At 69.6% G+C, this 13,546-nt stretch carries 12 protein-coding genes and 1 tRNA gene; 2 read left to right on the top strand and 11 right to left on the bottom strand.

Translation table 11 applies throughout. The features are described from left to right. Nucleotides 1-21: 21 nt before the first annotated feature. The 9 genes from ACIBGM_RS13165 to ACIBGM_RS13205 form a co-directional block, all read right to left on the bottom strand. Complete coding sequence (locus tag ACIBGM_RS13165) at nt 22-1,977, bottom strand: CocE/NonD family hydrolase (protein WP_396385567.1); 1,956 nt, start codon at nt 1,975-1,977, stop codon at nt 22-24. A 96-nt stretch (nt 1,978-2,073) separates the two neighbouring features. Beyond that, on the bottom strand, nt 2,074-2,703 hold the full coding sequence (locus ACIBGM_RS13170) for a 3-oxoacid CoA-transferase subunit B (RefSeq protein WP_360519020.1): 630 nt from the start codon (nt 2,701-2,703) through the stop codon (nt 2,074-2,076). A gap of 1 nt (nt 2,704) precedes the next feature. After that, nucleotides 2,705-3,493 carry a CoA transferase subunit A gene (locus ACIBGM_RS13175; protein ID WP_360519017.1) on the bottom strand — a complete coding sequence of 263 codons (789 nt, stop codon included), beginning with the start codon at nt 3,491-3,493 and terminating at the stop codon, nt 2,705-2,707. A 134-nt stretch (nt 3,494-3,627) separates the two neighbouring features. Then, nucleotides 3,628-4,554: a tetratricopeptide repeat protein gene (locus ACIBGM_RS13180; RefSeq protein WP_396385570.1), complete on the bottom strand. Its 927-nt coding sequence runs from the start codon at nt 4,552-4,554 to the stop codon at nt 3,628-3,630. 43 nt (nt 4,555-4,597) lie between these two features. After that, complete coding sequence (locus ACIBGM_RS13185) at nt 4,598-5,299, bottom strand: carbohydrate-binding family 9-like protein (RefSeq protein WP_360519011.1); 702 nt, start codon at nt 5,297-5,299, stop codon at nt 4,598-4,600. Next, entirely contained in the window at nt 5,292-5,708 is a 417-nt protein-coding gene (locus ACIBGM_RS13190) for a hypothetical protein (RefSeq protein ID WP_396385572.1), read from the bottom strand. Before ACIBGM_RS13190 ends, ACIBGM_RS13185 begins: the two co-directional genes overlap by 8 nt. Before the next feature lie 9 nt (nt 5,709-5,717). Further along, complete coding sequence (lipB, locus tag ACIBGM_RS13195; RefSeq protein ID WP_360519005.1) at nt 5,718-6,347, bottom strand: lipoyl(octanoyl) transferase LipB; 630 nt, start codon at nt 6,345-6,347, stop codon at nt 5,718-5,720. 336 nt (nt 6,348-6,683) lie between these two features. Then, a tRNA-Pro gene (locus tag ACIBGM_RS13200) sits at nt 6,684-6,760 on the bottom strand. 24 nt (nt 6,761-6,784) lie between these two features. Further along, nucleotides 6,785-7,729: a metallophosphoesterase gene (locus ACIBGM_RS13205; protein WP_396385574.1), complete on the bottom strand. Its 945-nt coding sequence runs from the start codon at nt 7,727-7,729 to the stop codon at nt 6,785-6,787. A 26-nt stretch (nt 7,730-7,755) separates the two neighbouring features. On the opposite strand from ACIBGM_RS13205, the gene ACIBGM_RS13210 reads away from it, so the two are divergent. Together ACIBGM_RS13210 and ACIBGM_RS13215 are read left to right on the top strand one after the other, a co-directional pair. Then, on the top strand, nt 7,756-8,223 hold the full coding sequence (locus ACIBGM_RS13210; protein ID WP_396385575.1) for a GatB/YqeY domain-containing protein: 468 nt from the start codon (nt 7,756-7,758) through the stop codon (nt 8,221-8,223). A gap of 7 nt (nt 8,224-8,230) precedes the next feature. After that, nucleotides 8,231-8,599, top strand: a complete 369-nt coding sequence (locus ACIBGM_RS13215) for a hypothetical protein (RefSeq protein WP_396385577.1) — start codon at nt 8,231-8,233, stop codon at nt 8,597-8,599. A gap of 1 nt (nt 8,600) precedes the next feature. Here the strand turns inward: ACIBGM_RS13215 and ACIBGM_RS13220 are convergent, their stop codons facing one another. After that, the gene (locus ACIBGM_RS13220) at nt 8,601-11,006 is read right to left on the bottom strand and encodes a transglycosylase domain-containing protein (RefSeq protein ID WP_360537785.1); all 2,406 of its coding nucleotides are present in this window, start codon (nt 11,004-11,006) and stop codon (nt 8,601-8,603) included. Between the two features lie 141 nt (nt 11,007-11,147). Further along, the gene (gene lon, locus ACIBGM_RS13225; protein WP_396385578.1) at nt 11,148-13,499 is read right to left on the bottom strand and encodes an endopeptidase La; all 2,352 of its coding nucleotides are present in this window, start codon (nt 13,497-13,499) and stop codon (nt 11,148-11,150) included. Between the last annotated feature and the right edge of the window lie 47 nt (nt 13,500-13,546).

Below are 13,546 nucleotides of genomic sequence, written 5' to 3' on the forward strand. Positions count from 1 at the left end.
CCCCGCCTGGCCGTCAGGTCGCTACCGCGACGTCTCGACGAACTGCCGGATCAGTTCGGCCGGGTCCCGCTCGGGCTCAGGATGCGCCTTCTGCCGTGCGGTCACCGTCTCGGCCGGACCAGGAGTGCGCAGCGAGGTCGTCGTACCGGTCAGCGGCAAGGTGAGCGACGATCCCGCCGGGTCGATCGTCAGCGCCCGGCGTTCGACCAGGTCGTCCGGGTTTCCCGGCTCGACGGTCAGGACGAGCCCGATCCGGTGCCCGGCGGCGAACACCGCGTCATCGGCGTTGAGCTCGAAGGTCAGGTCGTACCAGACTCCGCGCTGCAACGACTCACGCTGGGTCAGGGATCGGTAGTGACCGATGTCCGCCATCGTGCGGGCCACCACGTTCAGGTCGGACGGCGCGGCCGCGATGCCCGTGTCGGCGTAGCAGCCGGTGTCGGTCGCGTTCCCGTCGCCCCAGCAGGTCGAGGTCCCCTTGGTGAAGTACGACGTGTAGCGCGTGGCCGGACCGTAGTCCACCAGGCGTGCCTTGATCGCCGCCGACGGCTGGGAGGACTGCACGCGGACCTTGACGGTGCCGGTGCCGGACAGCCGCACCGCGCCGGCCAGTTCGCTCGTCAGGAACACGGCCCGGTCGGACCGCAGCGTTGTCGGGTCGAGCACGTAGTCGTCGTCGGAATCCTTCCGGTCGGCGAACTCGACTGTGCCCGAGGCCGGCACCGCCTCCGTCGTCAGCGTGCCGGCGGTCCGGCCGGTCGGCGCGGCCAGTGACAGCTTGGTCTGCTGGGCGCCCGCGGCCGGCCAGGTCGCCTCGGTCGTGAACGTGCCGTCCTCGCGCTGGATCGTCGCCATCGGTGTGTCCATCACGCCGTTGTCGAGGCCCTGCAACCAGTGGTCGAACCAGGGGTGCAACCGCTGCACCCAGGTGTCGCGGTAGCTGAACGAGTCGATGTGGACGTCCTGGTGCAGGAAGATCTTGCGCGGTACGCCGTTCTTCGCCAGCTCGTCCCACCACTCGCCGAAGTGTCGCGTCTTGACGTTCTCGTCGTTGAGGCCGTGGACGACGTACACGCTGGACTTCACGTTCGCGGCGTCGAGGCGGTAGTTCCGCGGGTCCCACCAGGGGCTGTAGCTGCCGGTGGCCGAATCGGACGCGGCTTCGAGCTCCTTGGTGAGTTCCGGACAGCGGGGACTGACGTCGTTGCTGACGTAGTCGTGCAGGAACCCGACGTACTTGCCCCAGAACGGTACGCCGTAGCTGCGGGTGTAGTCGTACCAGCTGGAGATGGCCGCGATCGGCACGATGGTCTCGAGGCCGTCCACTCCGGTGCTGGCCACCGAGTTGGCGATGGTGCCGTTCCAGGAGACGCCGATCATGCCGGCCTTTCCGGTGGACCAGTCAGCCGTCACCGGGGCACCCGCGGGCGTGGAGCCCTTCGCGCGGCCGTTCAGCCAGTCGATGACCGCCTTGCCGCCGGCCACCTCGTAGTCGCCGCCGACATCGTCACAACCGGACGAGCGGAACGTGCCGATCAGGTCCACGAAGGCGACCGCGTAGCCGCGCGGTACGAAGTAGTTGTCCAGCCAGGTGTTGAACACCGTGCGGGTGCCGTTCGCGTCGAAGTAGCTTGCCGGGTTCGAGGCGTAGTACGGGGAGGCCTGGATGATGACCGGCACGTCGACGCCGGCCTGTGCGGCCTCACCCGGGCGGATGAGGTCGACCATCACCCGGTCGTTGACGCCGTTCTCGTCGGCGTCGACCGGCACCTCGACGGCGACCCGTTCGCGGATGGCGTTGTCGTACTCGTACACGGGCGCCGTCTGGGTGCCGGTGACGAACGGCCGGCTGTCGGCGGGCCGGCCCGGCGGCGCTGCGTTGGACGTCAGTGGGCTGAAGGCGATCGCGGCGAGAGCTGTGGCCGCTGTGGCGACCGCGATGGTTCGGCGTGGTCGCAGGGACGAGCTGAGCAGCATGGGCGGACTCCTGAGCTTGGCGGACACGCCCCGCGCTGTGGCGCGGGGACGTGCCCGAACCCTAAGCCGAGTCGTCGAGCCGCACCAGAGTTGCCGTCACTGCTTGATCGGGGCGCCGGTCTTGGACTGGAGGTCGTCGAAGGTGACGCCGTCGGCGAGCTCGACCAGCTTCAGGCCGTCGTCGGTGACGTCCAGCACGGCGAGGTCGGTGATGATCCGGTTGACCACGCCGCGGCCGGTGTACGGCAGGTCGCACTCCTCGAGGATCTTGTGCGAGCCGTCCTTGGCGACGTGCTCCATCAGCACGATCACCTTCTTGGCGCCGTGCACCAGGTCCATCGCGCCGCCCATCCCCTTGACCATCTTGCCGGGGATCATCCAGTTCGACAGGTCGCCGGTGGCCGACACCTGCATGGCGCCCAGGATGGCCGCGTCGATCGCGCCGCCGCGGATCATCCCGAACGACAGCGCGGAGTCGAAGAACGAAGCCCCCGGCAGCGTCGTGACGGTCTCCTTGCCGGCGTTGATCAGGTCCGGGTCCTCGTCCCCCTCGACCGGGTACGGCCCGACGCCCAGGATGCCGTTCTCCGACTGCAGTACGACGGTGACGCCGTCCGGGATGTAGTTCGGCACCAGCGTCGGCAGGCCGATGCCGAGGTTCACGTAGGAGCCGTCCGCCAGCTCCGCGGCGGCGCGGGCGGCCATCTGCTCACGGGTGAGTGGCATCTCAGGCCTCCATCTTCTCGCGCTGGGCCTCGTAGGCCTCGCGCGGCTGAACCGTGCGCTTCTCGATCCGCTTCTCGATGTCCTTGCCGACGGCAACGACGCGCTGGACGTAGACACCGGGCAGGTGGATCTCGTCCGGGTCCAGCTCACCAGGCTGGACCAGCTCCTCGACCTGGGCGATGGTGACCCGGCCGGCCATCGCGGCCAGCGGGTTGAAGTTCCGCGCGCTGCGGTCGAACACCAGGTTGCCGTGGGTGTCGCCCTTGAGCGCGTGCACCAGCCCGAAGTCGGTGGTGATCGAGTCCTCCAGCACGTACGTCGTCCCGTTGATCTCCCGGGTCTCCTTCGGCTGCGACGCCTTCGCGACCGTGCCGTCGGCGTTGTACTTCTGCGGCAGCCCGCCCTCGGCGACCTGGGTGCCGACGCCGGCCAGCGTGAAGAAGGCGGCGATCCCGCAGCCGCCGGCCCGCAGCTTCTCGGCCAGCGTGCCCTGCGGGGTCAGCTCGACCTCGAGCTCACCGGACAGGAACTGCCGGGCGAACTCCTTGTTCTCCCCGACGTACGACGACGTCATCTTGGCGATCCGCTTGTCCGCGAGCAGGATCCCGAGGCCCCAGTCGTCGACGCCGCAGTTGTTCGACACGACGCTGAGCCCGGTCACCCCCTTGTCGTGCAGGGCGCTGATCAGCTCCATCGGGTTGCCGCACAGGCCGAAGCCGCCGACCGCGAGGCTCGCGCCGTCGCCGATGTCGTCGACCGCTGCCTGCGGCGAGTCGTACGTCTTGTCCATCCGGCTGCTCCGTTGCAGTGTCGGGGGCTGGGTCGACTCGACTCTAACCAGCCATCCGCGACTCCGGCGAGACCCGCCTGTTGTGGCCGCTGCCACAGGTGTGTCGCCGTACCACAGGAGTGTGTGGCCTGGTGCTATGCGGAGGCTTCGGAGTTGATCAGCAGGTTCAGCTCGTGCATCGCCTCGTAGCGGGCGTCTTCCAGATCCTCGGAGTCGCGGGACAGGACGACGGCCAGGTGCTCCCGGGCAGTCAGAAGGTCGCCGCAGCCGCGGGCGACCCGGGCCAGGCCGATGTGGGCGGCAGCAGCGGTTTCCGGCAGCTCGGCATGCTCGGCCAAGGCCAGCGCCCAGCTGAAGTCCTCGCCGGCCGCGTCCAGGTCACCATGGCGGCGGTAGAGCTCGCCCCGCTGGCACAGGAGCAGTCCGGACTCGTCGTCCGCGCGGAGCTTCTCGGCCAGCTCCAGGGCCTCGCTGATGACGTCGACCGGGTCGTCCACGACCTCTCTGAGCGCTGTCAGCGCCAGGAACATCCCCCAGCGGTCGTCGAGCATCCGGAAGCGTCCCAGCGCCGTACGGAGCGCCTGAGCGGCATCACCCGGAGTGGCGGACGTCAGGCCGGGGTAACCGCGGCACAGCTCGACTGCTGCTCTGGTCCAAGCGTCGCCGCCCTCGTTCCGCGCCAGGACCTCCTCGACCACCGCGGCGGACTCGAACGGCCCGAACACCAGCGACCACAGCAGCACGGTGACGGAGTACCGAAAGGGACCTGTCGTCGCCTGCACGATCTGCTGGGCCAGCTCCAGCTGCTCCTGCTCGGCCGACCCGGCTCCGTGCAGTACGGCGAGCAGGTACTCCTCGTCGAGTCCGACAGGCACGCTCCGGCCCAGGATGCTCAGCACCCGCTCAGCGGCGGCGGCAGCCTCGTCCTGCAGTCCTTGGGACCACCAGTGGCTCGAGTACTCCGCGACAAGCCGCAGCGCCGTCCGGGGGTCGCTCTCACAGGCACGCTCGATCGCGCTCACGACCTCGTCGCCGTACCTGTCGTCACCCCCCAAGTCCACGTACCTCATTGTCCCCCTGGTCTGTTGACGCCGGGTAGCGGGGTCAGAACCGAAGGATGCCCCAGCGGTCCGGGCGGTGCATGTCGACCACGTACTGCGGCGACCAGACCCAGAAGCTGAGGTCGTCGCCCTTCACGTAGGCGCCGTCGACGACCTCGTGCGGCCACTGGCAGCGCATCAGGTTCATCCGCCACTCGTCACCCGGGTTCGGCGGCGTCGCGCGACCCTCGTTGTACGCCGCTAGGTCCGCCCACGGTACGGCGAGCTCCACCGACCAGCCGGTGTCGATGTCGGACGGGTCGTTCAGCGTGCCGTCGATGTCGATCGCTGTCCGTAGCCCGGGCAGGTTGGTCGGGTCCACCGGCACGCCGCCGTCGACGTACGGCTTCGGCAGTGTCAGCTCCCAGATCGTGCCGAGCGGGTTGATCTCGAACTCGTAGTAGTTCAGCCCGTCGCCGTCCGGGTCGAGGAACAGTTCGAAGTTGTTCTCCTCGAACAACTTGGTGTTCTTCTCGGCCATCGTGGACCAGACGTGCGGCTCCTCGAGCAGACCGCCGACGTAGAGGTACTCGTCGTCGTACATCAGCTTCGCCCGGGTCCGGTACTGCGGGACCGGGCCGTCGCCGCCGATGTCGACGAACGGGGTGGTCCACGGCGCGATGTTCCAGGCCGGGTCGGTCAGGGTCCCGTCGAGGGCGGGGGCGACCGGCGTACGCGGGCAGTCGTAGACGGGCAGGTCAGGCATCGGCACGCTCCAGGAGTCGGGCGACGAGATTGGCGACGAGGAAGGTGATCGCGGTCAGCACCGGGACGACGGCCAGTGCCCACGGTGACGACAGGTTCTCGGTGAGGAACGCCAGGACGACGATCAGCATGAAGGCGACCCCGAGGAAGGCCACCACGCGCGGGTTGGGCATCGCGAGCCGGCTCAGCGCGAGCCCGCCGAGCACCATGGTGATCGCGACGATCAGCACCAGCAGCGGGAGGCCGAGCGCGCCGCAGTTCGTGGTGTCGCGGAACCGCTCGCAGCTGCGCTCACTCAGCCACACCAGCGCGATGGTCGCGAACCCGCACAGCAGCCCGACGACGGCGAGGATCACCACCGGCGGCAACGGCGGAGCGTCGTACCGGCCGTCGTCCTCCTCCTGGCTCATTGCCGCAGGCTACCGGGATCCGAGGGAGTGGGCGATCGCGTCACGGACGGCGGCGTCCGTGGGCGCCGGGACGCCGCGCTCGGCGGCGAGCTCGGCCAGCGAGACCATCGTCACGTCGTGCAGGCCGCAACTCGTGAACGTGTGAAAGACCGTCATGTCCGGGTCCACGTTCACCGAGAAGCCGTGACTGGTCACGCCGCGCCGGATCCGCATCCCGATCGAGCACAGCTTCCGGTGGTCCTCGGTCCAGACCCCGACCAGGCTGCTCGCGCCCTTCGGCGTGTCTCGTCGTACCAGCGGGAACCCGAGTGACCCGAGCGCCTCGATCAGCCCGTTCTCGAGCCAGCGCACGATGTCGACCGGCCCGCGGCGCTTCAGGTCGATGACCAGGTACCCGACCAGCTGGCCCGGCCCGTGGTACGTCGCGAACCCGCCCCGATCGACCGCCACCGCCGGAATCCCCGCGGCCTCCGCCGGCAGATCGTCCAGCACGGTCCGCGGCCCGTAGGTGATCACCGGCGGATGACTCAGCAGGAACAGCCGGTCCGGAGCCGCGTCCTCGACCCGCTCTTCCACCCAGCCGCGCATCTCCTTCGCCGCGACCTCGTACTCGACCTCACCCAGATCCACACGCTGCACGACATTCAGCGTAGGTCGTGGGGGGGGGGGGGGCCCCCCCCCCCCGGCGGCCCCCCCCCCCCCCCCCCCCCCCCCCCCCCCGGGCGGCCCCCCCCCCCCCCCCCGGCCCCCCCCCCCCCCGGCCCCCCCCCCCCCCCCCCCCCCCGCCCCCCAGCGGCCGGACGGGGGGGGGGGGGGGGGGGGGGGGGGGGGGGGGGGGGGGGGGGGGGGGGGGGGGGGGGGGGGGGGGGGGGGGGGGGGGGGGGGGGCGGGGGGCCCCCCCCCCCCCCCCCCCCCCCCCCCCCCCCCCCACGACCAGACAGCACGAGGGCGGTGACAGGAGTCACCGCCCTCGATTGGTCGGGCTGACAGGATTTGAACCTGCGACCTCTTCGTCCCGAACGAAGCGCGCTACCAAGCTGCGCCACAGCCCGAAGCCTCGGACAGCTTACATGCGCCTACGGCTGGGACGAAATCGGGTTGATCCGGGGGACCAGGGTGAGCAGCGTGGCCTCCGGCCGGCAGGCGAAACGGACCGGCGCGTACGGCGACGTGCCAAGCCCGGCGGAGACGTGCAGAGCGGCCTGGCGGCCGTTGTGGCCCCACGTGGACAGGCCCTTCACCCGTGAGGTGTCCAGGTCGCAGTTCGTCACGAGGGCGCCGTACAGCGGCACTGCCAGCTGGCCGCCGTGGGTGTGGCCGGCCAGGACCAGCGGGTAGCCGTCGCCGACGAAACCGTTCAGGACCCGCTGGTACGGCGCGTGTGTGACGCCGATCGAGAGGTCGGCCGACGGGTCGATCTCGCCTGCGACCTCGTCGTACCGGTCGCGCTTGATGTGCGGGTCGTCGGTGCCGGCGAAGTCCAGCCGCAGGCCGTTCACCTTGAGAGTGGCCTTGGCGTTGTTCAGGTCGGTCCAGCCGGCGCCGGTGAAGGCCCGGCGCATCTCCTCGTACGGCAGGTCCGGGCCGTGCGGCTTGTGCCGCTGCTTGTGCGCGGGCAGCAGGTACTTGCCCGGGTTCTTGAAGTGCGGCTTCCAGTAGTCGTTGGAGCCGAACACGAACACGCCCGGCAGGTCGAGCAGGTCGCCGTACGCGCGCAGCAGCGGGCGGACTGACCGCTCGTGCGACAGGTTGTCGCCGGTGTTGACGATCAGGTCGGGTTCGAGCGCGGCCAGGTCGTTGACCCAGGTGATCTTCCGTTCCTGGGTGGGCATCAGGTGCAGGTCGGACAGATGCAGGACCCGCAGCGGCGCCGAGCCCTCCGGGAGCACCGGGACCGTCACTCTGCGCAGCGTGAACCAGCGCGCCTCGATCGCAGCCGCGTACGCGACGCAGGCGGCGCCCACGGCGCCGACGACGGCCGTGGCCTTGAGGGTGGTGGTGGCAAGCCCGCTCAAACTCATTTCACCAGCCTGCCACAATCGTGGTCATGTCCAACTCCGGTATGAAGCAGCGGCTGCACGACGACATGACCGCCGCCCTCAAGGCGCGTGACGAGATCCGCAAGTCCACTCTGCGGATGGCGCTCACCGCGGTCACCAAGGCGGAGGTGGCCGGCAAGGAGGCCCGCGAGCTCACCGACGCCGAGATCGTCGACGTCCTCGGCTCTGAGGCGAAGAAGCGCCGCGAGTCGGTGATCGCCTACCGCGAGGCCGGCCGCGCCGAGCTCGCCGACAAGGAACAGGCCGAGGCGGACATCCTCGCCGAGTACCTGCCCGAGCAGCTCACGGAGGAAGAGATCGTCGCCCTGGTCACCGAGACCATCGCCGCCACCGGCGCCGCCGAGCTCGGCCCCCGCGGCATCGGCAAGGTCATGGGCGCCCTCCAGCCCAAGGTCAAGGGCAAGGCCGACGGCGCCGTCGTCTCCGCCGAAGTAAAACGCCAACTCGGCGCCTGACCCCCGCATGGCCGGAACCAGCAGCACCACGTCCGATCCGAGGGCGCGCCGTACACAGATCGGCGGCTACCTGGCGATGGCGGTCGTCGGCGGCGCGCTTGTGTTCCCCTTCCTCATCGGCGAGTTGCTGGTCCGGCAGACGGCCGGCAGCGCCCTGGACGCCCCTTGGGTCCCGTTCGGCGCGGACGACGAAGGCAAGACGCAATTGAGCGTCCTCATCGTGCTGCTCATCGGAGCGCCGTTGCTGCTCGGTGCTCTGATGATCAGCCGCGCCATCCGTCGCCGCATCACGGCAGGCAGCCGCCTGTCAGCCCTGCACTATCCGGCCTCGTTGGCCCTCGTGCTGCTGCCGTTCCTCGTGTACCGCATCGGCTGAGCTATCTGCCGCCGCAGTTCGGGTACTTCGGGTTCCATGGCGGGCAGTTGGGGTCGATCGTGGGTGGGTTGTTGCCCGGCGGCTTGGTGGTCGGGGGCTGGGCCGTGGTGGCCGGCGGGCTCGGCTGGTTCTTCCGGCTGCCGTTGGAGATGTGGATGGTGACGGTCGAGCCTTCGGGAGCGCCCTCGCGTTGCCGCGGGGTGGTGTAGGCGACGGTGCCGGCGGTCTCCTCGGAGTTGACCGTGCCAGGGGCGATCGCGACCTGGAAGCCGGCCTGGCGGAGCCTGTTGGCGGCGTCCTCGGGGTTCATCCCGTTCACGAACGGCAGGTCCTTGACGTCACCGCGCATGGTCTTGTCCGACGGCGCGACGAACTTCGTCGTCGGGTAGCCCTGCAACGCACCCTGCATCGCCGTCATCCAGAGCGGACCGGCGGTGCCGGAACCCGAGGCGTCGCGGATCACCTGGCCGTCGAGGGTCTGTCCGACCAGTTCGTCGTACGGCGGAGAGGCGTCGGCGACCACGGCGGCCGCGGCGAGCTTCGAGGAGTAGCCCGCGTACCACACCGCCTTGGCTTCTTGGATGGTTCCGGTCTTGCCGGCCAGGTCACTCTTGCCGAACTTCAGCCTCGAGCCAGTGCCGCCCGGTTCCATGACCTGGTGCAGCACCGCGTTCACGCCGTCGGCCACCTCCGGGGCGAGGGCCTGCTTGCAGTCCGCGCCGGGAGTGCTCACCGACTTGCCTGCCGCGTTCTTGATCGTGGTGACCAGCCATGGCGAGCAGTACATGCCACGGGCGGCGAAGGCGGCGTACGCGCCGGCCAACTGGAGCGGGCTGACGGTGTCGACGCCCAGGGTCATCGACACGACCTGCTTGAGCGGCTCGCTGGTCTGGGCGTCGTACAGGCCCAGGCTGGCGGCGATCTTGGCGATCGGGCAGAGGCCGGTCTGCTGGGAGAGTTGCAGGAAGTAGGTGTTCGTCGACCTCTGCGCCGCCTGGATCATGGTCGGCACCGGCACGTTCTCGGTGGAGTTGCTCGGCGTGTAGCGGTCGAACGACTCGGTCGACCCGTCGCAGGTGCTGAACTTCTTCCGGGTCAGGTCGATCGTGTTGGGCGAGTTGATCTTGTAGTTGAGCGGGAAGCCCTTCTGGATCGCCGCGGCCACCGTGATGGCCTTCATCGTCGAGCCGATCTGGAAGCCGCCGTACCCACCCGGGTACGACTTCACGACGTTGTAGTTGTACGACGACTGGCCCCGCTTGTTGCCGTACTTACGGCTCTGCACCATCGCCTTCACCAGACCGGTGCCCGGCTCGACGATCGTGATCGCCGCGATCGCCTTGTCGGTGGGCCTGGAGTGCTGGTCGATCGACCTCTGCGCGGCCGCCTGGGTCTTCGGGTCCAGTGACGTGCGGATGGTGAGGCCGGCTGTCTTCAGGTAGTTGGCCCGGTCCGTCTTGGTCTTGCCGAACGCCGGGTTCTTCTCCAGTTCGGAGACGACGAACTCGCAGTAGAACGGGTACGGGCCGTTGGCGCAGCCGAGCTTGTTGGGGGAGACCTTGGCCGGGTCGATGACCGGGGTCTTGAGGGCCGCGTTGGCCTGGGCGACCGAGATGACCTTCAGCTCGAGCATCCGCTTGATGACCACGTCGCGGCGGTCCTTGGCGCGCTTCATGTCGTTGGTCGGGTCGTACCCGGTCGGGTTCTTCACCAGGCCGGCCAGCAGCGCGGCCTGCGGCAGGGTCAGCTGGGAGGCGTGCACCCGGAAGTAGTGCAGGGCGGCGGCCTCGATCCCCCAGGCGCCGTCACCGAAGTTGGCCAGGTTCAGGTACTTCTCGAGGATCTCGTTCTTCGAGTACTGCTTCTCGACCGCGATCGCGTACCGGAGCTCGGCGACCTTGCGCTGGTAGGTCTCGGCCGTCGCGGCCGCGACCTCCTCGGGCGTGTTCGCCTTCTCGACCAGGCTCATCTTCACGTACTGCTGGGTGATGCTCGAACCACCTTGTTGCACCGAGCCCTCGGTCTGGTTTCGCATCAGCGCCCGCAGCGTGCCCTTGAGGTCGAGCGCGCCGTGCTCGTAGAACCGGTCGTCCTCGATCGCGACGATCGCCTTCTGCATGATCGGCGCGACCTGGGTGAGCTTGACCGGCACCCGGTTCTGCTCGGCCAGGGTGGCGATCAGCGACCCGTCGGCGGCCAGGATGGTGCTCTTCTGCTTGAGCGGCACCTCGTCGAACTGCTGTGGCAGGTCCTGCAGCGTGTCGTGGGTCTTCTCGGTGGTGAAGCCGGCGAGCCCGGCGAACGGGATCGCGAGACCGGCGGCCAGGGCCCCCGACAACACGCTCACCCCGAGGAACAGAACCACCGACTGGACGACTCCCCGGTCGCCCTTCTCCCTGACGCGCATGACCATAGAGACTACGGGATCGGCCTGTTGGATTACCGCGGCGAGTGTGACCTCGGTCACGCTCCGCGGCGCGTTCTCCGGAAGTTCATCCGAAAGGATGAGGGCCCGGGCACAATGCCCGGGCCCTCGGTCGTACGACGATCAGGCGGCGTACTGGCGCGCCTCGACCTGAGCCGGTTCCAGCGCCAGGTCCAGCACCTCGCGGACGTCGCTGACCGGGTGCACCGTCAGCTCCGCCAGCACCGACTCCGGCACGTCCTCCAGGTCCGGCTCGTTCCGCTTCGGGATCAGGATCGTGGTCAGCCCGGCCCGGTGCGCGGCGAGCAGCTTCTGCTTCACGCCACCGATCGGGAGCACCCGTCCGGTCAGCGACACCTCACCGGTCATCGCGACCTCCGAGCGGACCGGCCGCCCGGACAGCAGCGACGCCAGCGCGGTCGTCATCGTGACACCCGCCGACGGTCCGTCCTTCGGTACGGCGCCCGCCGGGACGTGGATGTGGGCGTTCCGCTCGGCCAGGTCACCGACCGGCAGCCCCAGCTCCGCGCCGTGCGAGCGCAGGTACGACAGGGCGATCTGCGCCGACTCCTTCATCACGTCACCGAGCTGTCCGGTCAGCGTGACTCCGGTCGCGCCGGTCTCCTTGTCGGCCAGCGACGCCTCGACGAAGAGCACGTCACCACCCGCACCGGTCACCGCGAGCCCGGTCGCCACACCCGGAAGCGCCGTACGCTCGGCCGACTCCGGAGTGAACTTCGGCGAACCCAGGTACCGCTTCAGGTCACCCGAGCCGATGGTCAGCGAGCCCGGGTCGTCGCCCAGGGCAAGCTTCGCCGTCACCTTCCGCAGGACGCGGGCGATCGACCGCTCCAGCTGCCGTACGCCGGCCTCTCGCGTGTACTCGCCGGCCAGCAGCCGCAGCGCCGAGTCGTCGAGGGCCACCTCGTCCGCCGTCAGGCCCGCCCGCTCCAGCTGACGCGGGAGCAGGTGGTCACGGGCGATGACGACCTTCTCGTCCTCGGTGTACCCGTCCAGCTGCACCAGCTCCATCCGATCCAGCAGCGGCGCCGGGATGGAGTCCAGCACGTTCGCCGTGGCCAGGAAGACCACGTCGGACAGGTCCAGCTCGACCTCCAGGTAGTGGTCCCGGAAGGTGTGGTTCTGCGCCGGGTCCAGGACCTCCAGCAGCGCGGCCGTCGGGTCGCCCCGGTAGTCCGCACCCACCTTGTCGATCTCGTCCAGCAGTACGACGGGGTTCATCGAACCCGCCTCGGTGATGGCCCGCACGATCCGGCCGGGCAGCGCGCCGACGTACGTCCGGCGGTGACCGCGGATCTCGGCCTCGTCCCGGACACCGCCCAGCGCGACCCGGACGAACTTCCGGCCCATCGCCCTAGCCACGGACTCGCCCAGCGAGGTCTTACCCACGCCAGGAGGACCGACCAGGGCCAGTACGGCGCCACTGCGGCGGCCACCGACCACTCCGAGACCACGGTCCGCGCGGCGACGCCGTACGGCCAGGTACTCGGTGATGCGCTCCTTCACGTCGTCCAGGCCGGCGTGGTCCGCGTCCAGCACGGCCCGGGACTCCCGGATGTCGTAGCTGTCCTCGGTGCGCTCGTTCCACGGCATCTCCAGCACCGTGTCCAGCCAGGTCCGGATCCAGCCGACCTCGGGGGACTGCTCCGCGGTCCGCTCCAGCTTGTCGACCTCGGCGAGCGCGGCCTTGCGGACGTGCTCGGGCAGATCGGCGGCCTCGACCCGGGCCCGGTAGTCCTCTTCCTCGGACTCGGCCTTGCCGTCCAGCTCGGCCAGCTCCTTGCGGATCGCGGCCATCTGCTGGCGCAGCAGGAACTCCCGCTGCTGCTTCTCCATACCCTCCTGGACGTCCTTCTGGATCGTCTCGGAGACCTCGAGCTCGGCCAGGTGGTCCTTCACCCAGCCGATCAGCTTCTCCAGCCGCTCGGAGACGTTCGCGTTCTCCACCAGCCAGGACTTCTGCTCGTTCGTCAGGTACGACGCGTAGCCGGCCAGGTCGGACAGCTCCGCCGGGTCGTTCACCTGCTTCACGGAGTCGATGACCTGCCAGGCGCCGCGCCGCTGCAGCACCGACGTCACCAGGGTCTTGTACTCGCGGGCGAGCTCGGCCGACCGGGTGTCGGTGATCTCGTGCAGCACGGTCGCGCCGACCCAGAGCGCGGCGCCCGGACCGGTGGTCCCGGCGCCGATCAGGACCCGGGAGGTCCCACGGATGACGGCCGCCTGGGCTCCGCCCGGCAGCCGGCCGATCTGCTCGATTTCACCGAGCGTCCCGGCCTTGGCATATTTCCCGTCCAGCCGCGGCACCAGCAGGACCTGGTCCTGGCCGGCTGCCTGCGCGGCGTCGATCGCGGCCCGGGCCTCGGTGTCGGTCAACCGGACCGGCACGACCATTCCCGGCAGGACCACGGCGTCGTCCAGCGGCAGGACAGGAAGATTCAACGTATCGGTCACGCTGTCACACCCTTTTCAAGATTGAGTCTGACAGGCTCAACCATGGG

The sequence above is a fragment of the Kribbella sp. NPDC050470 genome, from assembly GCF_044458365.1.
GTDB lineage: Bacteria > Actinomycetota > Actinomycetes > Propionibacteriales > Kribbellaceae > Kribbella.

Coding starts and splice junctions, on each gene's coding strand:
- ACIBGM_RS13165 (WP_396385567.1), bottom strand. CDS start 1,977: ATGCTGCTCAGCTCGTCCCTGCGACCACGCCGAACCATCGCGGTCGCC.
- ACIBGM_RS13170 (WP_360519020.1), bottom strand. CDS start 2,703: ATGCCACTCACCCGTGAGCAGATGGCCGCCCGCGCCGCCGCGGAGCTG.
- ACIBGM_RS13175 (WP_360519017.1), bottom strand. CDS start 3,493: ATGGACAAGACGTACGACTCGCCGCAGGCAGCGGTCGACGACATCGGC.
- ACIBGM_RS13185 (WP_360519011.1), bottom strand. CDS start 5,299: ATGCCTGACCTGCCCGTCTACGACTGCCCGCGTACGCCGGTCGCCCCC.
- ACIBGM_RS13190 (WP_396385572.1), bottom strand. CDS start 5,708: ATGAGCCAGGAGGAGGACGACGGCCGGTACGACGCTCCGCCGTTGCCG.
- ACIBGM_RS13205 (WP_396385574.1), bottom strand. CDS start 7,729: ATGAGTTTGAGCGGGCTTGCCACCACCACCCTCAAGGCCACGGCCGTC.
- ACIBGM_RS13210 (WP_396385575.1), top strand. CDS start 7,756: ATGTCCAACTCCGGTATGAAGCAGCGGCTGCACGACGACATGACCGCC.
- ACIBGM_RS13215 (WP_396385577.1), top strand. CDS start 8,231: ATGGCCGGAACCAGCAGCACCACGTCCGATCCGAGGGCGCGCCGTACA.
- ACIBGM_RS13220 (WP_360537785.1), bottom strand. CDS start 11,006: ATGCGCGTCAGGGAGAAGGGCGACCGGGGAGTCGTCCAGTCGGTGGTT.